The organism is Methylobacterium sp. AC690 (genome assembly GCF_979256535.1).
In genome coordinates, this window is record NZ_CEEDOX010000005.1 from 165,815 (window position 1) to 188,295 (window position 22,481).

General features: G+C 64.9%; 23 protein-coding genes. All 23 read right to left on the reverse strand.

Going from position 1 to position 22,481, the window contains the following annotated elements; translation table 11 throughout:
* Positions 1–8 precede the first annotated feature (8 nt).
* Positions 9–404 (reverse strand): 30S ribosomal protein S8, encoded by a 396-nt coding sequence (rpsH, locus tag AC0IY1_RS07855; RefSeq protein WP_055881679.1) that lies wholly within the window; start codon positions 402–404, stop codon positions 9–11.
* A 12-nt stretch (positions 405–416) separates the two neighbouring features.
* Positions 417–722 (reverse strand): 30S ribosomal protein S14, encoded by a 306-nt coding sequence (gene rpsN / locus AC0IY1_RS07860; protein WP_055949303.1) that lies wholly within the window; start codon positions 720–722, stop codon positions 417–419.
* 40 nt (positions 723–762) lie between these two features.
* Positions 763–1,329, reverse strand: coding sequence for a 50S ribosomal protein L5 (rplE, locus tag AC0IY1_RS07865; RefSeq protein ID WP_055949300.1), 567 nt, complete (start codon positions 1,327–1,329; stop codon positions 763–765).
* Positions 1,322–1,639 carry a 50S ribosomal protein L24 gene (gene rplX / locus AC0IY1_RS07870; protein WP_055949297.1) on the reverse strand — a complete coding sequence of 106 codons (318 nt, stop codon included), beginning with the start codon at positions 1,637–1,639 and terminating at the stop codon, positions 1,322–1,324. Before rplX ends, rplE begins: the two co-directional genes overlap by 8 nt.
* On the reverse strand, positions 1,639–2,007 hold the full coding sequence (gene rplN / locus AC0IY1_RS07875; protein ID WP_055949294.1) for a 50S ribosomal protein L14: 369 nt from the start codon (positions 2,005–2,007) through the stop codon (positions 1,639–1,641). The genes rplX and rplN overlap by 1 nt, the downstream gene beginning before the upstream one ends.
* 237 nt (positions 2,008–2,244) lie before the next feature.
* Complete coding sequence (locus tag AC0IY1_RS07880; protein ID WP_471768795.1) at positions 2,245–3,618, reverse strand: AAA family ATPase; 1,374 nt, start codon at positions 3,616–3,618, stop codon at positions 2,245–2,247.
* A gap of 197 nt (positions 3,619–3,815) precedes the next feature.
* Positions 3,816–4,076 (reverse strand): 30S ribosomal protein S17, encoded by a 261-nt coding sequence (rpsQ, locus tag AC0IY1_RS07885; protein ID WP_055949288.1) that lies wholly within the window; start codon positions 4,074–4,076, stop codon positions 3,816–3,818.
* Positions 4,077–4,086: 10 nt separating this feature from the next.
* Complete coding sequence (gene rpmC / locus AC0IY1_RS07890) at positions 4,087–4,302, reverse strand: 50S ribosomal protein L29 (RefSeq protein ID WP_018044221.1); 216 nt, start codon at positions 4,300–4,302, stop codon at positions 4,087–4,089.
* A gap of 13 nt (positions 4,303–4,315) precedes the next feature.
* A complete protein-coding gene (gene rplP, locus AC0IY1_RS07895; RefSeq protein ID WP_055949287.1) occupies positions 4,316–4,729 on the reverse strand; it encodes a 50S ribosomal protein L16 in 414 nt (137 codons plus the stop codon).
* Positions 4,730–4,776: 47 nt separating this feature from the next.
* Entirely contained in the window at positions 4,777–5,517 is a 741-nt protein-coding gene (gene rpsC / locus AC0IY1_RS07900) for a 30S ribosomal protein S3 (RefSeq protein ID WP_055949284.1), read from the reverse strand.
* A gap of 10 nt (positions 5,518–5,527) precedes the next feature.
* Complete coding sequence (rplV, locus tag AC0IY1_RS07905) at positions 5,528–5,914, reverse strand: 50S ribosomal protein L22 (RefSeq protein WP_055949281.1); 387 nt, start codon at positions 5,912–5,914, stop codon at positions 5,528–5,530.
* Between the two features lie 2 nt (positions 5,915–5,916).
* Positions 5,917–6,195, reverse strand: coding sequence for a 30S ribosomal protein S19 (rpsS, locus tag AC0IY1_RS07910; RefSeq protein WP_055949278.1), 279 nt, complete (start codon positions 6,193–6,195; stop codon positions 5,917–5,919).
* A 5-nt stretch (positions 6,196–6,200) separates the two neighbouring features.
* On the reverse strand, positions 6,201–7,037 hold the full coding sequence (gene rplB, locus AC0IY1_RS07915; protein WP_055949274.1) for a 50S ribosomal protein L2: 837 nt from the start codon (positions 7,035–7,037) through the stop codon (positions 6,201–6,203).
* A gap of 27 nt (positions 7,038–7,064) precedes the next feature.
* Positions 7,065–7,361: a 50S ribosomal protein L23 gene (locus AC0IY1_RS07920; RefSeq protein ID WP_018044227.1), complete on the reverse strand. Its 297-nt coding sequence runs from the start codon at positions 7,359–7,361 to the stop codon at positions 7,065–7,067.
* Positions 7,358–7,978 (reverse strand): 50S ribosomal protein L4, encoded by a 621-nt coding sequence (rplD, locus tag AC0IY1_RS07925; RefSeq protein ID WP_055949267.1) that lies wholly within the window; start codon positions 7,976–7,978, stop codon positions 7,358–7,360. The genes AC0IY1_RS07920 and rplD overlap by 4 nt, the downstream gene beginning before the upstream one ends.
* Positions 7,978–8,718, reverse strand: a complete 741-nt coding sequence (rplC, locus tag AC0IY1_RS07930) for a 50S ribosomal protein L3 (RefSeq protein WP_447677671.1) — start codon at positions 8,716–8,718, stop codon at positions 7,978–7,980. Before rplC ends, rplD begins: the two co-directional genes overlap by 1 nt.
* Positions 8,719–8,768: 50 nt before the next feature.
* Positions 8,769–9,077 (reverse strand): 30S ribosomal protein S10, encoded by a 309-nt coding sequence (rpsJ, locus tag AC0IY1_RS07935; RefSeq protein ID WP_018044230.1) that lies wholly within the window; start codon positions 9,075–9,077, stop codon positions 8,769–8,771.
* 90 nt (positions 9,078–9,167) lie between these two features.
* Positions 9,168–10,358, reverse strand: a complete 1,191-nt coding sequence (gene tuf / locus AC0IY1_RS07940; RefSeq protein WP_471768796.1) for an elongation factor Tu — start codon at positions 10,356–10,358, stop codon at positions 9,168–9,170.
* A gap of 69 nt (positions 10,359–10,427) precedes the next feature.
* Entirely contained in the window at positions 10,428–12,503 is a 2,076-nt protein-coding gene (gene fusA, locus AC0IY1_RS07945) for an elongation factor G (RefSeq protein ID WP_055954716.1), read from the reverse strand.
* Positions 12,504–12,533: 30 nt separating this feature from the next.
* Positions 12,534–13,004: a 30S ribosomal protein S7 gene (rpsG, locus tag AC0IY1_RS07950; RefSeq protein ID WP_055954713.1), complete on the reverse strand. Its 471-nt coding sequence runs from the start codon at positions 13,002–13,004 to the stop codon at positions 12,534–12,536.
* A gap of 105 nt (positions 13,005–13,109) precedes the next feature.
* Positions 13,110–13,481 carry a 30S ribosomal protein S12 gene (gene rpsL / locus AC0IY1_RS07955; RefSeq protein WP_018044234.1) on the reverse strand — a complete coding sequence of 124 codons (372 nt, stop codon included), beginning with the start codon at positions 13,479–13,481 and terminating at the stop codon, positions 13,110–13,112.
* A 446-nt stretch (positions 13,482–13,927) separates the two neighbouring features.
* Positions 13,928–18,136 carry a DNA-directed RNA polymerase subunit beta' gene (gene rpoC, locus AC0IY1_RS07960; protein ID WP_055954709.1) on the reverse strand — a complete coding sequence of 1,403 codons (4,209 nt, stop codon included), beginning with the start codon at positions 18,134–18,136 and terminating at the stop codon, positions 13,928–13,930.
* Between the two features lie 172 nt (positions 18,137–18,308).
* Positions 18,309–22,433: a DNA-directed RNA polymerase subunit beta gene (rpoB, locus tag AC0IY1_RS07965; protein WP_055954707.1), complete on the reverse strand. Its 4,125-nt coding sequence runs from the start codon at positions 22,431–22,433 to the stop codon at positions 18,309–18,311.
* Positions 22,434–22,481: the final 48 nt, after the last annotated feature.

Here is a 22,481-nt window from a genome sequence, read left to right on the forward strand (position 1 = left end):
GTCCGAGATCAGAACACCTTGCAGAGCACTTCGCCGCCGACGTTGCGCTCGCGCGCCTCGTGGTCGGCCATGACGCCCTGCGGGGTGGACACGATGGTGACGCCGAGGCCGTCGGCGACGCGCGGCAGCTCGCCCACCGACGAGTAGACGCGGCGGCCAGGCTTCGACACGCGCTGGATCGAGCGGATGACGGGCTGGCCGTCGTAGTACTTCAGCTCGATCGCGAACTCGGTCCGGCCATTGCCGTAATCCGTGGTCGCGTAGTCGCGGATGTAGCCCTCGGACTTGAGGACGTCGAGCACGCTGGCACGCAGGCGGGAGCCGGGCGTCTGGACGACGTTGCGGCGACGCTGCTGACCGTTGCGGATGCGGGTGAGCATATCACCCACGGGATCGTTGACCATGGTGGTTGCTCCTTACCAGCTCGACTTGACGAGACCGGGGATCAGACCCTGGTTGCCGAGTTCGCGCAGCGCGATGCGCGAGATGCCCATCTTGCGATAGAAGGCGCGCGGACGGCCGGTCATGCCGCAACGGTTGCGGACGCGGGTGGGGGACGAGTTGCGGGGCAGTTCCGCGAGCTTGAGGCGCGCCTCGAAGCGCTCCTCCATCTCGAGGGACTCGTCATTCGCCGTGGCAAGCAGCGCCTTGCGCTTGGGAGCGTAGAGCTTCACCAGCGCTTCGCGGTGCTTGTTCTTCTCGATCGAGCTTTTCTTTGCCATTTCTCTCTCCGGTGTCCGCGTATGAGACCCTAGCGGGGGCTCACTGCCGGAACGGGAATCGGAACTGCGTGAGGAGCGCGCGCGCCTCAGCATCGGTGCGGGCGGTCGTCTGGATGACGATGTCCATGCCCCAGGTGGCCTCGGCCTTGTCGTACGAGATCTCCGGGAACACGAGGTGCTCCTTCAGTCCCAGGGCGTAGTTGCCGTTGCCGTCGAAGGAGCGCGGGTTCAGGCCGCGGAAATCGCGGACGCGCGGGAGCGCGATCGTGATCAGGCGATCCATGAACTCGTACATGCGCTGCTTGCGCAGCGTGACCTTGCAGCCGATCGGCATGCCTTCGCGGACCTTGAAGGTCGCGATGGCCTTGCGGGCCCGGGTGATGACCGGCTTCTGGCCGGCGATCAGCGCCAGGTCGCCGGCAGCGACGGTGGCCTTCTTGGAATCGGCGGTCGACTCGCCGACGCCCATGTTGATCACGATCTTCTCGATGACCGGAACCTGCATGGGGTTCTTGTAGCCGAACTCTTCGATCAGCTTCTGGCGCACCACTTCGTCGTAATGCTTGCGCAGGCGCGGGGTGTACCCGTCAGTGTTCTTCTCAGCCATCGATCAGATCCCCCGAGCGCTTGGCGAACCGGACTTTGCGGCCGTCGTCGAGAATGCGGAAACCAACGCGCGTGGGCTGACCATCCTTCGGGTCGGCGACAGCGATGTTGGAGAGGTGAATCGCAGCTTCCTTGGAGACGATGCCGCCTTCCTGGTTCTGCGTCTGCTTCTGGTGCTTCTTCACCAGGTTGATGCCGCGAACGAACGCTCGATCTTCCTTCGGGAGCACCTGGATGACCTCGCCGGAGCGACCCTTGTCACGACCGGTAAGGACGACGACCTTGTCGCCTTTCTTGACCTTGGCGGCCATCACAGCACCTCCGGCGCGAGCGAGATGATCTTCATGTGGTTGCGGGCACGCAACTCGCGCGGCACCGGTCCGAAGATGCGGGTACCGATCGGCTCCTTCTGATTGTTGATCAGAACGGCTGCGTTCTTGTCGAAGCGGATCACCGAACCGTCGGGACGCTTCACTTCCTTGGCGGTGCGCACGACGACCGCCTTCATGACGTCGCCCTTCTTCACGCGACCACGGGGAATTGCTTCCTTGACCGAGACCACGATGATGTCGCCGACACCGGCGTATTTACGCTTCGACCCGCCCAGAACCTTGATGCACATCACGCGGCGCGCACCAGAGTTGTCGGCGACGTCCAGATTCGTCTGCATCTGGATCACGGGCAGTGACCTTTCCTTGTTTCAGGCGGGTTTCCGCACGCGGACGGTATTGTCCGGCGGACGACGCCTGATGGGGATCTGATGTCCCCGGCTCATGTAAAGCACCGCGCAATCGGTGTTTGACACACCGGCGCGGCCGCCGCGTACGAAGGGTGCGAGCACCCCTCTCAAATGTCGCGAAGGCACGCCGGATACACCAGGGCGTGGATCTGTGCAAGGGTCAATTGCCGACCCGGCTCATAGATCGGCGCTTCGCCCGCCCGATGCCGCCATGCGCAGATCCGGCCGACGCGCCGGAACGTCGGCGAGTTCGACCACACCCCGGTCGAGGCGGGCCTGGCTGTCGATCGCCTCGCCGAGGACGACGGCCACGCTGCGGCGGGTGATCCGATTCCCCATCTCGGTGGTCAAGGCTGCGAGGGCGAGCCGGTAGACCATTTCCTTCAGATAGGCCGCACTTGCGCCCTCGGTGCGCGCGACGATTTCCGGAAGGGCCCCAGGGTCGAAGATCAGGGACGTGCCGTACAGGGTGACCAGGCGGGCACGGCACGAGGCATCCGGGCAGGCAATCTCGATCGCCACGTCGATCCGCCCCGGCTGTGAGATCAGAGCCGGGTCGATATTTCGCGGATGATTCGCAGTGAAGAGGAACAGGATATCTGCGTCGGCCTCGAGGCGTTCCATCTCGCTCAGCAGGCTCTGAAGTCCGCCCGTCTCGGTCGAGCCCTTGGGAGCCTGTCGATCGTGACCGATCCGGTCGACGTTCTCGAGGACCAAGAGGCTGGGCTGGAAGCTCCGCGCAAGCTGCAACTGCTCGCCCAGGCAGCGCCCACCATCGGGCGTCACCAAGACGGTCGTGCGATCGGGCAGGTTCGACGCGATGTAGCGGGTAACGTGGGTCTTTCCGTTACCGGGAGGTCCGTAGAGCAGCAGGCCCCGGCAGGTCGATTGCCCGAACCGCCTGAGATCTCCGCGATGGCGATCGAATGCGAAGACGTGATGATTGAGTCGCGCCATCGTCGGGTCGTCGAGAATGACCTGGGCCCGCGTCACCGACGCCGACCGGCGGACACGCATTCCCGCTTCCGACGGGGGATCGAGCGTAACGACCTTGCCACGATAGCGCGTCGATCCAGCCGCGGCGTCCTGGATCGCCGAGAGAAAATCGCGGGCGAATCCGACGGACGTCGCATCGGGCAGCGTCGCTACTTCGATCCGCACGACGCGCCCCTCCTGCGCGGACGATGACCGAGAGAGCAGGACAGCCGCCGGACGGTTCGAGATCCGGAACAGCCACAAGGCATTGCTCAGCGCCTTGAAAGGCTCCGCATCGCCGAGATCGAAATCATGGAACTGGAGGGGCGCGATCGCGACCGGGCGCGCCCCACAGCGTACCAGGAGGCTGGAGATCGTCAGGGGCGCGCGCAGCTCAGGTTGGTGAAGACCGGTGCGCACGACATTGAGCCGCGACAGCATTCCGAGAGCTGCAGCCTGGATGTCCGGCAGCAGGTGCAGACCGAAGCTGCGCTGGCTGGTGACGATGCCGTCGATTTCGCGCGCTCCGAAGAACGCGACCAGAAGTCCGTAGGCACTGTTCAGGCTGTCCGCCACGCGACCATCCCCGTCATCTCGCACCCAAGGTTACGAGGGCCGCCTGAACACGGCGGATCCTCGATTCCTTTGTCGAACGAGATCAGGATTCTGGTAGCGACCACCCGAAACGACTTGGGTTCGGCACACCGATGCGAAGCAGGCACAAAAAAACGGGCGCAGAACCCTGCGCCCGTCTCCTCGACCGTGCATGACGATCAAGCTTCGGCGGAGACCGCTTCCGAGCTGGCGCCCTCGACGAGCTTCCAGGTCTTGGTCTTCGAGAACGGACGGCACTCCTCGATCGACACGGTCTGACCGACCTTGGCGACGTTAGCTTCGTCGTGGGCGTGGTAGTTCTTCGAGCGACGGACGGTCTTCTTCATCACCGGATGGGTGAAGCGACGCTCCACCTTCACGACGATGGTCTTCTCGCCCTTGTCGCTGACGACGACGCCCTGCAATACGCGCTTCGGCATGATGTACTCCTCAGGCCTGCGCCGACTTCAGCGTCTTCTGACGCTGAAGCGTACGAACGCGGGCGATATCGCGGCGGACTTCGCGGACGCGCGCGACGTTCTCGAGCTGGCCGGTGGCGCCCTGGAAGCGCAGGTTGAACTGCTCCTTCTTCAGGTTCAGCAACTCATCGTTCAGCTGATCGGGCGACAGGGCGGCCAGATCCGACTGTCTCTGCGACGACTTCATGATCCCCTCCCTCTCAATCAGCGATGCGCTGAACGACGCGCGTGCGGATCGGGAGCTTCGCCGCGCCGAGGCGCAGGGCCTCCTTCGCAACGTCCTCGGCCACGCCGTCGACTTCGAACATGATACGTCCGGGATGCACGCGCGCAGCCCAGAACTCGGGTGCACCCTTACCGGAGCCCATGCGGACCTCGGTGGGCTTGGCGGTGACCGGCACATCCGGGAAGATCCGGATCCAGACGCGGCCTTGGCGCTTCATCTCACGCGTGATCGCGCGGCGAGCCGCCTCGATCTGGCGCGCGGTGATGCGCTCGGGCTCGACGGCCTTCAGGCCGAAGGTCCCGAAGTTGAGGTCGAAGCCGCCCTTGGCCGCACCGTGGATGCGACCCTTGAACTGCTTACGGAACCTGGTCTTCTTGGGTTGCAACATGGCAGCCTCTCAACACCTTTCTGGGTGACGGGGTCACGAACGCGCCGTTAGGCGTGCTCGCGCCGGCCGCGCTCGCGGCCACCCTCACCATCGCGCTCGCGACGGCCGCCCGAACGGCCACCCTCTTCCTGCGCCTTCTTGTCCTGTGCCATCGGGTCGTGCTCGAGGATCTCGCCCTTGAACACCCACACCTTGATGCCGCACGTCCCGTAGGTCGTGAAGGCCGTCGCAACGCCGTAGTCGACGTCGGCGCGGAGGGTGTGCAGAGGGACGCGACCCTCACGGTACCACTCTTGGCGAGCGATCTCGGCGCCGCCGAGACGGCCTGAGCAGTTGATGCGGATGCCCTCGGCGCCCAGACGCATCGCCGACTGAACGGCGCGCTTCATGGCGCGGCGGAACGCGACGCGACGCTCGAGCTGCTGGGCAATCGAGTCGGCCACGAGGGTGGCATCGATCTCGGGCTTGCGCACCTCGACGATGTTGATCGTCACGTCGGCCTTGGTGAGCGTACCGACCAGCTTGCGCAGCTTCTCGATATCCGCGCCCTTCTTGCCGATGACCACGCCCGGACGACCCGAGTGGATGGTGACGCGGCATTTCCGGTGCGGACGCTCGATCACGATCTTCGAGACGGCGGCCTGCTTGAGTTGCTTCATGAGGGCGGCGCGGATCGCGACATCCTCGTGCATCAGTTTCGCGTATTCACCCTTCTGGGCGAACCAGCGGGAGTCCCAGGTCCGGTTGATACCGAGCCGAAGACCGATCGGATTGACTTTCTGGCCCATCAGGTCCTCCTCACGCCGCTTCGGCGGTCGGGACTTCGCGCACCACGATGGTGAGGTTCGCGAAGGGCTTCAGGATACGGGCGCCGCGGCCACGCGCACGGGCGTGGAACCGCTTCAGCACGAGCGCCTTGCCGACGAACGCCTGGGAGACGACGAGATCGTCGACGTCCAGGTTATGGTTGTTCTCGGCATTGGCGATGGCGCTTTCGAGGCACTTCTTGACCTCGCGGGCGATCCGCTTGCGGGAGAACTCGAGATCGGCAAGAGCCGAGTCGACCTTCTTGCCGCGAATGAGCTGCGCGACGAGATTGAGCTTCTGAGGGCTGACGCGCAGCATGCGCGCGACGGCCTGAGCCTCGTTCTCGGGGAGCGCGCGGGGAGTGGCGGGCTTGCCCATGATCAGCGCCTCTTCGACTTCTTGTCGGCTGCGTGACCGTGGAAGGTGCGGGTCGGCGAGAACTCGCCGAACTTGTGGCCGACCATTTCCTCGGAGACGTACACCGGGATGTGCTTCTGCCCGTTGTGCACACCGAAGGTGAGCCCGACGAACTGCGGCAGGATCGTGGAGCGGCGGCTCCAGATCTTGATGACTTCGTTACGGCTGGAACCGCGAGCGGCTTCAGCCTTCTTGAGGAGGTAGCCGTCGATGAACGGCCCCTTCCAGAGCGAGCGTGCCATGGGCGTTACTTCTTACGGTTATGACGGCTGGACAGGATGAAGACGTCGGTCCGCTTGTTCGAGCGGGTCTTCTTTCCCTTCGTGGGAACGCCCCAGGGCGTGACCGGGTTACGGCCGCCGGAGGTACGTCCCTCACCGCCGCCGTGCGGATGGTCGACCGGGTTCATGGCGACGCCGCGCACGTGCGGGCGCTTGCCGAGCCAGCGGTTGCGGCCGGCCTTGCCGAGCGAGATGTTCATGTGGTCCGGGTTCGAGACCGCACCGACGCTGGCGAAGCACTGACCGTGGACCAGGCGCTGTTCGCCCGAGTTCAGGCGCAGCGTGACGTAGCCCTGATCGCGGCCGACGATCTGGGCGTAGTTACCGGCGGAGCGGGCAATGGCGCCGCCCTTGCCGATCTTGAGCTCGACGTTGTGGACGATCGTGCCCACGGGCATGTTGCCGACCGGACCGGCATTGCCGGGCTTGATGTCGACCTGCTCGGCCGCGATCACCTTGTCGCCCGGCGACAGGCGCTGCGGAGCCAGGATGTAGCTCTGCGTGCCGTCGGGGAAGGCGATCAGCGCGATGAACGCGGTCCGGTTCGGATCGTACTCGATCCTCTCGACCGTGGCGGACACGCCCATCTGCTCGCGACGCTTGAAGTCCACGTTGCGGAGCGTGCGCTTGTGACCGCCGCCACGGAAGCGGACCGTGATGCGGCCGAGGTTGTTGCGGCCGCCGGACGACGACTTGCCCTCGGTGAGCTTCTTGACCGGCTTGCCCTTGTAGAGCTCACGGCGGTCGACGAGCACGAGCTGGCGAAGGCTCGGCGTGACCGGTTTGAATGTCTTCAAGGCCATCGGTGGTAATCCTTAACCCGACTTGTCTCAGAGGCCGGTCGTGACGTCGATCGTCTCACCCTCGGCGAGGGTCACGATCGCTTTCTTCACGTCCGAACGCTGTCCGCGAAGTCCGCGGAAGATCTTCTTCTTGCCCTTGGTGACGAGCGTGTTCACGCCCGTGACCTTGACGTCGAACAGCTTCTCGACCGCTTCCTTGATCTGCGGCTTGGTCGCCTTCGGGGAAACCCGAAACACGACCTTGTTCTGTTCGGTGAGGTTCGTCGCCTTCTCGGTGATGACCGGGGAGACGATGATATCGTAGTGGCGCGGATCGGCACTCATTGAAAACGCGCCTCCAGCGCATCGATCGCTGCGCGGGTCAGCACGAGCTTCTCGCGACGCAGGATGTCGTACACGTTGATGCCCTGGATCGGCAGCACGTCGATCTGCGGGATGTTGCGGGCGGCGCGTGCGAAGTTCACGTCCACCTCGGCACCGCCGATGATCAGGGCGCTGGACAGGCCCATCTTCTCGAAGCGCTCGACGAGCGCCTTGGTCTTGCCCTCGGCGAGCTTCACGTCGTCGACGATGATGAGGGTCGAGTCCTTCACCTTCGCGGACAGCGCGTGCTTCAGGGCGAGCGCACGGACCTTCTTGGGCAGATCGTGAGCATGGCTGCGCACGACCGGACCGAAGGCGCGTCCACCACCGCGGAACTGCGGGGCGGAGGCTGCGCCGTGACGGGCGTTACCGGTGCCCTTCTGCTTATACAGCTTCTTGCGCGTCCGGTTCACATCCGAGCGGTTCTTGACCGCATGGGTACCGGCCTGACGCTTGGCGAGCTGCCAGCGCACCATGCGCTGGAGCAGATCGGCACGGGGCTCGAGACCGAAGATGGTCTCGTCCAGGTCGACGGAACCGGCACCGGCGCCATCGAGCGTGGTGATATCGAGCTTCATCACGCGTTCTCCTCGGAAGCGGGAGCCTCGGGAGCCGGCGCCTCGGTGACGGGAGCCGAAGCGCCCTGCTCACGGAACTTGCCCGGCTGCGGAACGTCCGCGGGGAGCTTACGCTTCACCGCGTCGCGGATCTGGATCCAGCCGCCGGCGACACCCGGAACGGCGCCCTCGACGAGGATGAGGCCGCGCTCAGGATCCGTACGCACGACGCGCAGGTTCTGGGTCGTGACCCGGTCGACGCCCATGTGACCGGGCATCTTCTTGTTCTTGAAGGTCTTGCCCGGATCCTGACGGCCACCGGTCGAACCGATCGAGCGGTGCGAGATGGACACGCCGTGGGTGGCGCGCAGACCGCCGAAGTTCCAGCGCTTCATACCGCCAGCGAACCCCTTACCGGTGGTGGTGCCCGTCACGTCGACGAACTGGCCCGGGATGAAGTGATCGGCGGTGATCTCGGCGCCGACCGGGATCAGCTTGTCCTCGGACACGCGGAACTCGGCGAGCTTCTGCTTGGGCTCGACCTTGGCGACCGCGAACCGACCGCGCTCGGCAGCCGACACGTTCTTCACCTTGGCCTTGCCGACGCCGACCTGAAGGGCGACGTAGCCGTTCTTCTCGACGGTACGGTGGGCAACCACCTGGCATTGATCGATTTTGAGCACTGTGACGGGGACATGTTCACCTGCATCCGTAAAGATGCGGGTCATGCCGACCTTCTGTGCGATGACGCCTGAGCGCATAGGTGTCTCCCTCGCGCGATTCTACGGTAAGCTCTAAATCCCCGCGGGACTTAGAGCTTGATCTCCACGTCCACGCCGGCGGCGAGGTCGAGCTTCATGAGCGCGTCCACGGTCTGGGGCGTCGGATCGACGATATCGAGGACGCGCTTGTGGGTGCGCATCTCGAACTGCTCGCGCGACTTCTTGTCGATGTGCGGCGAGCGGTTGACGGTGAACTTCTCGATATGCGTCGGCAGCGGGATGGGGCCACGGATGGTGGCGCCTGTGCGCTTGGCCGTCGAGACGATCTCGCGGGTCGACGCATCGAGGATGCGATGGTCGAACGCCTTGAGGCGGATACGAATATTCTGACCGTTCATGACCTGAAACCTTGGCGGGGCGATGGTGGGGCGGGCGCGAGGACCCGCCCCTCAATCGTTCCCTGCAGACGTGACCGTTGGGACGGACGATTACTCGTTGATGGCGGCGACGACGCCGGCGCCGACGGTGCGTCCGCCTTCACGGATGGCGAAGCGCAGCTTCTCTTCCATGGCCACCGGCACGATCAGGGTGACGTCCATGGTCACGCTGTCGCCGGGCATCACCATCTCGGTGCCCTCGGGCAGCACGCACACGCCGGTCACGTCCGTGGTGCGGAAGTAGAACTGCGGGCGGTAGTTGGTGAAGAACGGCGTGTGGCGGCCGCCCTCCTCCTTGGTCAGGATGTAGGCCTCGGCCTTGAACTTGGTGTGGGGCTTGACCGAGCCGGGCTTGCACACGACCTGGCCGCGCTCCACGTCCTCACGCTTGGTGCCGCGCAGCAGCACGCCGACGTTGTCGCCGGCCTGGCCCTGGTCGAGCAGCTTGCGGAACATCTCGACGCCCGTGACCGTCGTGGTCTGGGTGTCGCGGATGCCCACGATCTCCACCGTCTCGCCGACCTTGACGATGCCGCGCTCGACGCGACCCGTCACCACCGTGCCGCGGCCCGAGATCGAGAACACGTCCTCGATGGGCATCAGGAACGGCTTGTCGATCGGACGCTCCGGCTGCGGGATGTAGGCATCCACGCTCGCCATCAGCGCCAGCACCGCGTCGTGGCCGATCGCCTTGTCGCCGTTGTCCAGCGCCACCTTGGCCGAGCCCTTGGTGATCGGGATGTCGTCGCCCGGGAAGTCGTACTTCGAGAGGAGCTCGCGCACCTCCATCTCCACGAGCTCGAGGAGCTCGGCGTCGTCCACCAGGTCGACCTTGTTCAGGAACACCACCAGGGCCGGCACGCCGACCTGACGGGCCAGCAGGATGTGCTCGCGGGTCTGCGGCATCGGGCCGTCGGCCGCCGACACCACCAGGATCGCGCCGTCCATCTGCGCCGCGCCCGTGATCATGTTCTTCACGTAGTCGGCGTGACCGGGGCAATCCACGTGCGCGTAGTGCCGGTTCGTGGTCTCGTACTCCACGTGCGCCGTCGAGATCGTGATCCCGCGCGCCTTCTCCTCAGGCGCCTTGTCGATCTGGTCGTACGCCGTGAACGTCGCCCCGCCCGACTCGGCCAGAACCTTCGTGATCGCCGCCGTCAACGACGTCTTGCCGTGATCCACGTGACCAATCGTGCCAATGTTGCAGTGCGGCTTCGTACGCGCGAATTTCTCTTTGGCCATGATAGCCTCCGTCTGATCTGATGTTGCGTCTGAAGGGATGCGGGTGGCGCCCCGTGGGGCGCCGCCGTCTTAGGCGTACTTGGCGACGACCTTCTCGGCCTCGCCGCGCGGCACCTCTTCGTAATGGTCGAACTGCATCGTGAAGTTGGCACGGCCCTGGGAGAAGGACCGCAGCTGGTTCACGTAGCCGAACATGTTGGCCAGCGGCACCATCGCGTTGATGACGTTCGCATTGCCGCGCATGTCCTGGCCCTGGATCTGGCCACGGCGGGAGTTGAGATCGCCGATCACCGAACCGGTATACTCTTCCGGCGAGACGACCTCGACCTTCATCACCGGCTCGAGGAGCACCGAGCCGCCCTTCTGGAGGGCTTCACGGAGCGCCGCACGGGAGGCGATTTCGAAGGCGAGGGCCGACGAATCGACGTCGTGATAGGCACCGTCGATCAGCTCGACCTTGATGTCGACGACCGGGAAGCCGGCCAGGATGCCCGCGCCCAGAACCGAGTTCAGACCCTTTTCGACGCCGGGAATGTACTCCTTGGGCACCGTACCGCCGATGATCTTCGACGAGAACTCGAAGCCCTTGCCGGGCTCGTTAGGCTCGACGATGAACTTTACCCGAGCGAACTGACCGGTACCACCGGTCTGCTTCTTGTGGGTGTAGTCGATCTCGGTGCGCTTGGTGAGCTTCTCACGATAAGCAACCTGCGGCTGACCGATATTCGCGTCGACCATATAGGTACGGCGCAGAATATCGACCTTGATGTCGAGGTGGAGCTCGCCCATCCCGCGAAGAATGGTCTGGCCCGACTCCTGGTCCGTCGAGACCCGGAACGACGGGTCCTCGGCAGCAAGCTTGGCGAGGGCGATGCCGAGCTTTTCCTGATCGGCCTTCGACTTGGGCTCGACGGCGATCTCGATGACCGGCTCCGGGAACTCCATCTTCTCGAGGATGACGGCGTCCTTCGGGTCGCACAGGGTGTCACCCGTCCGCGTCTCCTTGAGACCGGCCAGCGCGACGATGTCGCCCGTGAAGGCTTCCTTCACGTCCTCGCGGTTGTTGGCGTGCATGAGCAGCATGCGGCCGACGCGCTCTTTCTTGTCGCGCGACGAGTTGATGACGTTGGCGCCCGATTCGATCTTGCCGGAATAGACGCGGCAGAACGTGATCGTTCCGACGTGCGGATCGTCCATGATCTTGAACGCGAGCATGGAGAAGGGATCGCTGTCAGACGGGTGACGGACGATCTCTTCCTCGGTCTTGAAGTCGAGGCCCTTGATCTCGCCGCGATCGGCGGGGGACGGCAGGTAATCGACGACGGCATCGAGCAGGGGCTGCACGCCCTTGTTCTTGAAGGCCGAACCACAGAGCACCGGATGGAAGGCGCGGCGCTGAACGGCGGTGCGGACGAGGCGGTGCATCGTCTCGGCATCGGGCTCGACGCCGTCGAGGTAGGCCGACATGGCGTCGTCGTCCATCTCGACGCAGGCCTCGACCAGCTTGATCCTATACTCGGCGGCCTGATCGGCGAGGTCGGCCGGGATTTCCGTCTCAGAGAAGTCGGCGCCGAGCTTCTCGGAGGTCCAGACGATGGCCTTCATCTTGATCAGGTCGATAACGCCCTTGAAGGTCGTCTCGGCGCCGATCGGCAGCTGCAGGCAAACCGGCTTGCCGGCGACGCGATCAATGATGTCGGCCACGCACTTGAAGAAGTCGGCACCGATCTTGTCCATCTTGTTGACGAACACGACGCGGGGCACGTCATACTTGTCGGCCTGGCGCCAGACGGTCTCGGTCTGCGGCTCCACGCCCTGGTTGCCGTCGAGCACACAGACCGCGCCGTCGAGCACCCGGAGCGAGCGCTCCACTTCGATGGTGAAGTCCACGTGGCCGGGGGTGTCGATGATGTTCAGGCGCTTGTCGCGCCAGAAGCAGGTCGTCGCGGCGGACGTGATCGTGATGCCACGCTCCTGCTCCTGCGTCATCCAATCCATCGTCGCGGCGCCGTCATGGACTTCGCCGATCTTATGGGACTTGCCGGTGTAGTAGAGGATCCGCTCGGTGGTCGTGGTCTTGCCGGCATCGATGTGAGCCATGATGCCGAAGTTGCGGTAGTCCTCGATCGCGTGCGTGCGGGGCATCGGATTGCTCCTGAAAGGGTCCGGGTCCGCTTACCAGCGGTAGTGCGAGAAGGCGCGGTTGGCTTCGGCCATCCGGTGGGTGTCTTCACGCTTCTTCACGGCGTTGCCGCGGTTGTTGGCGGCGTCGAGCAGTTCGGCGGACAGGCGCTCGACCATGGTGCGGTCGTTGCGGCCGCGGGCCGCCTGGATGAGCCAACGGATGGCGAGAGCCTGACGGCGCTCGGTGCGCACCTCGACGGGGACCTGGTAGGTCGCGCCGCCGACGCGGCGGGAGCGCACTTCGATCGCCGGAGCGACGTTCTCGAGAGCGGCGCGGAAAACCTCGATCGGGTTTGCACGGGCTCGGTTCTCGACGATGTCGAAGGCGCCGTAAACGATGCGCTCTGCGGTCGACTTCTTTCCCTCGTACATGATCGAGTTCATGAACTTGGTCAGCACGATGTCCCCGTACTTCGGGTCCGGGATGATCTCACGCTTCTCGGCAGAATGGCGGCGGGACATCGCTCGCTCCGTCTTAAACTTGGTCTTCTTGAAACCACCCTGCGCAGGCCGCCTTGAGCCTCTGGGAGGCCGGCAACATCCTTACAGGGTGCGCGAATATCGGTCTTACTTCGGACGCTTGGCGCCGTACTTGGAGCGGCGCTGCTTACGACCCTTGACGCCCTGCGTGTCGAGCACGCCGCGCAGGATGTGGTAGCGCACGCCCGGAAGGTCCTTCACGCGGCCGCCGCGGATCATCACCACGGAGTGCTCCTGAAGGTTGTGACCCTCGCCCGGGATGTAACCGATGACCTCGAAGCCGTTGGTCAGACGAACCTTGGCGACCTTGCGGAGCGCGGAGTTCGGCTTCTTCGGGGTCGTCGTGTAGACGCGGGTGCAGACGCCACGCTTCTGCGGGCAGGCGTCGAGCGCCGGCACCTTGTTGCGGCTCTTCTGCGCCTTGCGCGGCTGAGCGATCAGCTGGTTGATCGTCGGCATGCCAATCCTCTCGAAACGCGTCACCTGCGTCGGTGACCGTCGAAATCCAAATCTCGTTCTGGCCAGTCCCGGCATCGCACATGACTGTGCGACGAAACGCAAAACCGCGCCCCAGGCTGATGTCAGCCTTTGGCGCGCCGTTGCAAGCAGAGGATCACCTGCATCGAAGCAAGCGATCGTGCCGGGCTGACACGTGTTCGTCTGTTGAAGTCGGATGCGTTTAGGAAGCCTGGATCGAGGCTCTGGGCCTCACGATCGATTGCTGCCTACGGCCAGCCGCTCAATGAGGGCCTGATAGAGGCGGATTCGCCCCGCGTCAACCCATTCCGTTACAAGTTCATGAAGTTGCGGGCCCTGGGTGATCCGTCAATCCGGATCGATGAGGTCCAACGAAAAGGGGCCGCCCATGGGCGGCCCCTTCCGGTTCAAGGCACTTGGTCGTCGGCTTATTCGGCCGCGGGGGGCAGCTCGGAGAGAGGCTGAGCCCCGCTCTCGGCGGCCTTCTGCTGCAGGATGAGGTTGTCGCGACGCCGCGCCACCGCGCGGATCTCGGCAGCCATGGATCCCGTCCCGGCGGGGATGAGCGAACCGACGATGACGTTCTCCTTGAGGCCCTCGAGGTAGTCGATCTTGCCGTTGACGGCGGCCTCGGTGAGCACCCGGGTGGTCTCCTGGAACGAGGCCGCCGAGATGAACGACTTCGTCTGCAGGCTCGCCTTGGTGATGCCCAGGAGGACGGGCACGCCGACGACCGGCTTCTTGCCCTCGGCGAGCAGCTTCTCGTTGACCTCCGCCAGCTCCGTCCGGTCGATCTGGTCGCCGGTGAGGATGTCGGAATCGCCGCCGTCGGTGATCTCGACCTTCTGCAGCATTTGCCGGACGATGACCTCGATGTGCTTGTCGTTGATCGACACGCCCTGGAGCCGGTAGACCTCCTGGATCTCGTTGACGAGGTAGGCAGCAAGCTCCTCCACGCCCTTGATCGCCAGGATGTCGTGCGGCGCCGGGTTGCCGTCGACGATGTAGTCGCCGAGCTCGACCACGTCCCCGTCCTGAAGGTGGATGTGCTTGCCCTTCGGGATCAGGTACTCGACCGCCTCCGACCCATCATGCGGCGTCAGCGTCAGGCGGCGCTTGTTCTTGTAGTCGCGCCCGAACTGGATCGTGCCCGACTTCTCCGCGATGATGGCCGCGTCCTTCGGACGACGGGCCTCGAACAGCTCCGCCACCCGCGGCAGACCGCCGGTGATGTCGCGGGTCTTGGCCGAGTCGGCCGAGACACGGGCGAGGATGTCGCCGGCCTTCACCTTCGCGCCCGGATCGTAGCCGATGATGGCGTCGACGGGCAGGAAGTAGCGGGCATCCGAACCGCGCGGCAGCTTCATCGGCTTGCCGTCGGCATCGAGCACCAGCATGGCCGGCTTGAGGTCGGCGGTGCGGGCCGTCCCACGCCAGTCGATGACAACGCGCTTGGCGATGCCGGTCGACTCGTCGGTGGTCTCGGTGATCGACTGGCCGTCGATCAGGTCCTCGTAGGCCACCACGCCGTCCGTCTCGGTGATGATCGGGCGGGTGTAGGGGTCCCACTCGGCGATGCGCTGGCCGCGCTTGACGGTGTCCCCCTCGTCCACGCGGAGCTTCGCGCCGTATTGCAGGCGGTGGTTCGCGCGCTCGGTTCCGTCGGACCCGACGATGACGATGGAGACGTTACGGCCGGTGGCGATGAGATCGCCGTCCGAGTTCCGCGCCAGGGCGCGGTTGCGGATCTTGATCGTGCCCTCGAAGCTCGACTCGATGAAGGACGAGTCGGAGATCTGGGCGGCGCCACCGATGTGGAAGGTACGCATGGTGAGCTGGGTGCCCGGCTCGCCGATGGACTGCGCCGCGATGACGCCGACGGCCTCGCCCATGTTGACGGGCGTCCCGCGGGCGAGATCGCGCCCATAGCAGGTGGCACAGACGCCGCTCTTGGTGGCGCAGACGAGCACCGAGCGGATCTTGACCTCCTGGATCCCGGCGGCCTGGATGGCCGGCAGGTGCTTCTCCTCGATGGTCTCGTTCGTCTTGACGATCACGGTGCCGTCGAGGGCCACGAGGTCCTCGGCCGTAGCGCGGCCGAGGATGCGGATGGCGAGCGGAGCCACGACCTGGCCCGCGTCCACGATGGCGCGCATGCGGATGCCGTTGGTGGTGCCGCAATCGACCTCGCGGATGACGGCGTCCTGCGCCACGTCGACGAGACGACGGGTCAGGTAGCCCGAGTTCGCGGTCTTCAACGCCGTGTCCGCGAGACCCTTGCGGGCGCCGTGGGTGGAGTTGAAGTACTCGAGCACGTCGAGGCCTTCCTTGAAGTTCGAGATGATCGGCGTCTCGATGATCTCGCCGGAGGGCTTGCTCATCAGACCGCGCATGGCGGCGAGCTGGCGCATCTGCTCGCGGGAGCCGCGGGCGCCGGAATTCGCCATCATGTAGACCGAGTTGACCTGCTTGTCGGTCCCGTTCTCGTCCTTCTGAACCGCGGAGATCGCGGCCATCATCTCGTCCGCCAGGCGGGCCGAGCACTTGCCCCAGGCATCGACGACCTTGTTGTACTTCTCACCCTGGGTGATCAGGCCGTCGTTGAACTGCTGCTCGAACTCCTTGACCAGATCGCGGGTCGACCCGACGATCGACCACTTGTTCGCCGGCACGACCATGTCGTCCTTGCCGAACGAGATGCCGGCCTTGAACGCGTGGTTGAAGCCGAGCGCCATGATCCGATCACAGAAGATCACCGACTCCTTCTGACCGCAGTGGCGGTAGACGGTGTCAATCATCGCGGAGATCTCCTTCTTGGTCATCAGCTTGTTGACGACGTCGAAGGGGACTTTGGCGTGCTGCGGCAGGGCCGTGGACAGGATCACCCGGCCCGGCGTGGTGTCGTAAGTCTTCGTCAGCGGCTCCCCGTCGGGGCCAATGCCGTTCCAGCGCCAGCGGATCTTGGTGTGCAGCTTGACGGTCTTGGCCGCCAGAGCGTGCTCCAGTTCGCCGATGTTGCCGAAGACGCCCTGCATCGGGTTCTGCTTGTTGGTCGGGTCGAAGGCGCCGATCGCCCCCTCAGCCACGATCGACAGGTAGTAGAGGCCGAGCACGATGTCCTGCGACGGCACGATGATCGGGTGACCGTTCGCCGGGTGCAGGATGTTGTTGGTCGACATCATCAGGACGCGCGCTTCCAGCTGAGCCTCGAGGCTCAGGGGGACGTGCACGGCCATCTGGTCGCCGTCGAAGTCCGCGTTGAAGGCGGTGCAGACCAGCGGGTGCAGCTGGATCGCCTTGCCCTCGATCAGCTTCGGTTCGAAGGCCTGAATGCCGAGACGGTGCAGGGTCGGCGCACGGTTCAGCATCACCGGATGCTCGCGGATCACCTCATCGAGGATGTCCCAGACCTCCGGCTTCTCCTTTTCGACGAGCTTCTTGGCCTGCTTCACCGTGGCGGAGAAGCCCTTGGCGTCGAGGCGCGCGTAGATGAACGGCTTGAACAGCTCCAGCGCCATCTTCTTCGGCAGGCCGCACTGATGCAGCTTCAGCTCCGGACCGACGACGATGACCGAACGGCCGGAATAGTCGACGCGCTTGCCGAGCAGGTTCTGGCGGAAGCGGCCCTGCTTGCCCTTCAGCATGTCGGCGAGCGACTTCAGCGGACGCTTGTTGGCGCCGGTGATGACGCGGCCGCGGCGGCCGTTGTCGAACAGCGCGTCCACCGCTTCCTGAAGCATGCGCTTCTCGTTGCGGATGATGATGTCGGGCGCGCGCAGTTCGATCAGCCGCTTGAGGCGGTTGTTGCGGTTGATCACGCGGCGGTAGAGGTCGTTCAGATCGGACGTGGCGAAGCGTCCGCCGTCCAGGGGAACGAGCGGGCGCAGATCCGGCGGGATCACCGGCACCACGGTGAGGATCATCCACTCGGGCTTGTTGCCCGACATCTGGAAGGCCTCGATGATCTTCAGGCGCTTGAGGAGCTTCTTGGGCTTCAGCTCGGAGGTGGTGGTCGCGATCTCCTCGCGAAGCGCATCGGCGATGCCGTCGAGGTCGAGCTCCTGCAGGATCCGGCGGATGGCCTCGGCGCCGATCATGGCGGTGAAGCTGTCCTCGCCGTACTCCTCCTGGGCGCGCAGGTACTCCTCCTCCGACAGGAGCTGACGCTCCTTGAGGGGGGTGAGGCCCGGTTCGATGACGCAGTAGGATTCGAAGTACAGGATCCGCTCGAGGTCCTTGAGGGCCATGTCGAGCAGCAGGCCGATGCGCGAGGGCAGCGACTTCAGGAACCAGATGTGCGCGACGGGGGCGGCGAGCTCGATATGGCCCATGCGATCGCGCCGGACGCGCGCGAGGGTCACCTCGACGCCGCACTTCTCGCAGATGACGCCCTTGTACTTCATGCGCTTGTACTTGCCGCACAAGCACTCGTAATCCTTGATCGGTCCAAAGATACGCGCGCAGAACAGGCCGTCACGCTCCGGCTTGAACGTGCGATAGTTGATCGTCTCGGGCTTTTTGATTTCGCCGAAGGACCACGAGAGGATCTTCTCCGGCGACGAGATCGAAATCTTGATCTGGTCGAAGCTCTGGGGCTGAGCCTGCTGGTTGAAAAGATTCATGACCTCTTGGTTCATGATCTACTCCTGCTGACGAGGCGCACCCTCCGCCGAGGGGCTGACCGCGTGCTGAAAACGGATGCGGCGCGACGACCGGCCGGATCGTCGCTGACCGTAGAATGGGAGGCCCTGCCCCTCCCCGCTCGGACCGCGCCGGGGTCGAACCCGGCGCGGGAGCGTGATGCGGTGGTTATTCGGCCGCCTCTGCGGGCGGCTCGATCTGGTCGTTGGCGAGCTTCTTCGAGGAGGTGAGCTCCACGTTGAGGCCCAGCGAGCGCATCTCCTTGACGAGCACATTGAACGACTCGGGGATGCCGGCCTCGAAGGTGTCGTCGCCGCGCACGATGGCCTCGTAGACCTTGGTGCGGCCGGCAACGTCGTCCGACTTGACCGTGAGCATCTCCTGCAGCGTGTACGCCGCGCCGTAGGCTTCGAGGGCCCAGACCTCCATCTCGCCGAAGCGCTGACCGCCGAACTGGGCCTTTCCACCCAGCGGCTGCTGCGTGACCAGGGAGTACGGACCGATCGACCGGGCGTGGATCTTGTCGTCCACCAGGTGGTGCAGCTTCAGCATGTAGATGTAGCCCATTGTCACCTTGCGGTCGAAGGGCTCACCCGAGCGGCCGTCATAGAGGGTCGACTGGGCCGACCGGTCGAGACCGGCCATCTCCAGCATCTGCTCGATGTCGGCTTCCTTGGCGCCGTTGAACACCGGGGTCGCCATCGGCACGCCGCGGCGCACGTTGTTGGCAGCCTCGGCCAGTTCATCGTCGGACAGGCCTTCGAGCTCGGACGGCGAGTAGATCGCCTTCATCTCGTCGCGGAGCGGCTCGATGTCCTGGCTGCGAAGGTAGGCGTCCACGGCCTGGCTGACCTTGCGGCCGAGGCCGGCTGCGGCCCAGCCCAGATGGGTCTCGAGGATCTGACCGACGTTCATGCGCGAGGGCACGCCGAGCGGGTTCAGCACGATGTCGGCATGCGTCCCGTCCTCCAGGAACGGCATGTCCTCGATCGGCACGATCCGGGAGACGACGCCCTTGTTGCCGTGGCGGCCGGCCATCTTGTCGCCGGGCTGGATCTTGCGCTTCACCGCCACGAAGACCTTGACCATCTTCATGACGCCGGGCGGGAGTTCATCGCCGCGCTGCAGCTTCTCGACCTTGTCGAGGAAGCGCTGCTCGAGGCGCTTCTTCGACTCGTCGTACTGCTTCTGCATCGCTTCCATCTCGGTCATGAGACGGTCGTCGATGACGGCGAACTGCCACCACTGCGAACGGGGGTACTCGCTGAGGAGCTCACGGCTCAGCGTGGTCTCCTTCTTGAAGCCCTTCGGACCCGCGATGGGTGCCTGGCCGATGAGGACCGTGGCGAGACGCGCGTAGGTGTTGCGATCCAGGATCGCCTGCTCGTCGTCACGATCCTTCGCGAGGCGCTCGATCTCCTCGCGCTCGATCGCCTGGGCGCGCTCGTCCTTGTCGACGCCATGGCGGTTGAACACCCGGACCTCGACGATCGTGCCGGTCACGCCCGGGGGAACCCGAAGCGAGGTATCGCGCACGTCGGACGCCTTCTCGCCGAAGATGGCGCGGAGGAGCTTTTCCTCCGGCGTCATCGGGCTCTCGCCCTTCGGCGTGATCTTGCCGCACAGGATGTCGCCAGCGTGAACCTCGGCACCGATATAGACGATGCCGGCTTCATCGAGGTTCTTGAGCGCCTCTTCCGAGACGTTCGGGATGTCGCGGGTGATCTCTTCCGGACCGAGCTTGGTGTCTCGGGCCATCACCTCGAACTCCTCGATGTGGATCGAGGTGAACACGTCATCCTTCACGATCCGCTCGGAGAGCAGGATCGAGTCCTCGAAGTTGTAGCCGTTCCACGGCATGAACGCGACGAGCACGTTCCGACCGAGAGCGAGCTCGCCGAACTCGGTGGAGGGACCATCGGCGATGATCTCACCTTTCTTCACGGCCTCGCCGACGCGCACCAGCGGCTTCTGCGTGATGCAGGTCGACTGGTTCGAGCGCTGGAACTTCTGCAGGCGATAGATGTCGACGCCAGGCTTGTTGGCGTCGGCCTCCTCGGTGGCCCGGATGACGATACGGGTGGCGTCCACCTGATCGACGATGCCGGTGCGGCGAGCCGCGATGGCGGCGCCGGAATCGCGAGCGACGACGGCCTCCATGCCGGTGCCGACGAAGGGCGCGTCGGCGCGAACCAGCGGCACCGCCTGGCGCTGCATGTTCGAGCCCATCAGCGCACGGTTCGCGTCATCGTTCTCAAGGAACGGAATGAGCGCGGCCGCGACCGAGACGAGCTGCTTCGGCGACACGTCCATGAGGTCGACGCGATCCGGCGGCACGACGATGACGTCACCGGCCCGACGGCAGACCACCAGGTCTTCCGTCAGCTTGAAGCTCTCGTCCATCTGCGCGTTGGCCTGGGCGACGTAGTACTTCGCCTCCTCCATCGCCGACAGGTAGGCGACGTCGGTGGTGACGACGCCGTCCTTCACCCGCCGGAACGGGGTCTCGATGAAGCCGTACTTGTTCACCCGCGCGAAGGTGGCGAGGGAGTTGATCAGGCCGATGTTCGGGCCTTCCGGCGTCTCGATCGGGCAGATGCGGCCGTAATGGGTCGGGTGCACGTCGCGCACCTCGAAGCCGGCGCGCTCGCGGGTGAGACCGCCCGGGCCAAGTGCCGAGAGGCGCCGCTTGTGCGTCACTTCCGAGAGCGGGTTGGTCTGGTCCATGAACTGCGAGAGCTGCGACGAGCCGAAGAACTCGCGCACGGCCGCGGCCGCGGGCTTCGCGTTGATGAGGTCCTGCGGCATCACCGTGTCGATGTCGACGGAGGACATCCGCTCCTTGATGGCACGCTCCATGCGGAGCAGGCCGAGGCGGTACTGGTTCTCCATCAGCTCGCCCACCGAGCGCACCCGGCGGTTGCCGAGGTGATCGATGTCGTCGATCTCGCCCTTGCCGTCGCGCAGGTCCACCAGGGCCTTCACGACCGCGAGCATGTCCTCGCGGCGGAGCGTCCGCACGGTGTCCTCGGCGTCGAGGTCGAGACGCATGTTCATCTTCACGCGGCCGACGGCCGAGAGGTCGTAGCGCTCGGGGTCGAAGAACAGCGAGTGGAACATCGCCTCGGCGGTGTCGAGGGTCGGCGGCTCACCGGGACGCATGACCCTGTAGATGTCGAACAGCGCGCCTTCGCGGCCCGAGTTCTTGTCCACCGCGAGGGTGTTGCGGATGTAGGGGCCGACGTTGATGTGGTCGATATCGAGCAGCGGCAGCTCGGAGATGCCGACCTCTTCCAGGCTCTTCAGGAGCTTGTCGGAGATTTCGTCGCCGGCTTCCGCCCAGATCTCGCCGGTCTTGGCGTTGACCAGGTCCTCGGCGATGTACTGGCCGATCAGATCCTCGTCGGTCGCCTTGAGGAACTGCACGCCGCGCTCGGCGATCTGCCGGGCGTTACGGGCGTTCAGCTTCTTGCCGGCCTCGAGCACGACCTCGCCGGATTCCGCGTCGATGAGATCGACGGAGGCCTTGAAGCCCTTCAGGCGCTCGGCGTCGTAGGGTACGCGCCAGTCGGTGCCATCGCGGTCGTAGACCACCCGGTTGTAGAAGGTCGACAGGATCTCTTCGCCGTCGAGGCCGAGGGCGAACAGCAGCGACGTCACGGGCAGCTTGCGCTTCCGGTCGATGCGGACGTGCACGATGTCCTTGGCGTCGAACTCGACGTCGAGCCAGGAGCCGCGATACGGGATGATGCGCGCGGCGAACAGGAGCTTGCCCGAGGAGTGGGTCTTGCCCTTGTCGTGGTCGAAGAACACGCCCGGGGAACGGTGCATCTGCGAGACGATGACGCGCTCGGTGCCGTTGACGATGAAGGTGCCGTTCTCCGTCATCAGGGGCATGTCGCCCATGTAGACGTCCTGCTCCTTGATGTCCTTCACCGACTTCGCGCCGGTATCCGGGTCCACATCGAACACGATGAGGCGCAGCGTGACCTTGAGCGGGGCCGCGAAGGTGATGCCGCGCTGGCGGCACTCGTCGACGTCGTATTTCGGCTGCTCGAACGTGTATTTCACGAACTCGAGCAGGGCCGTCGAGGAGAAGTCCGAGATCGGGAAAACCGACTTGAACACGGTCTGCAGGCCTTCGTCGCCCCGTCCGCCTTCCGGCTCATCCATGATCAGGAACTGGTCGTAGGACGCCTTCTGAACCTCGATGAGGTTCGGCATCTCGGCGACTTCCTTGATCTTGCCGAAGAATTTGCGAATCCGCTTGCGACCGACCAGCGTGTTGGCCATGGGTGACCTCGCTCCTACGTCCCGCGTACCGGGTGCCCGGGGAAGGCG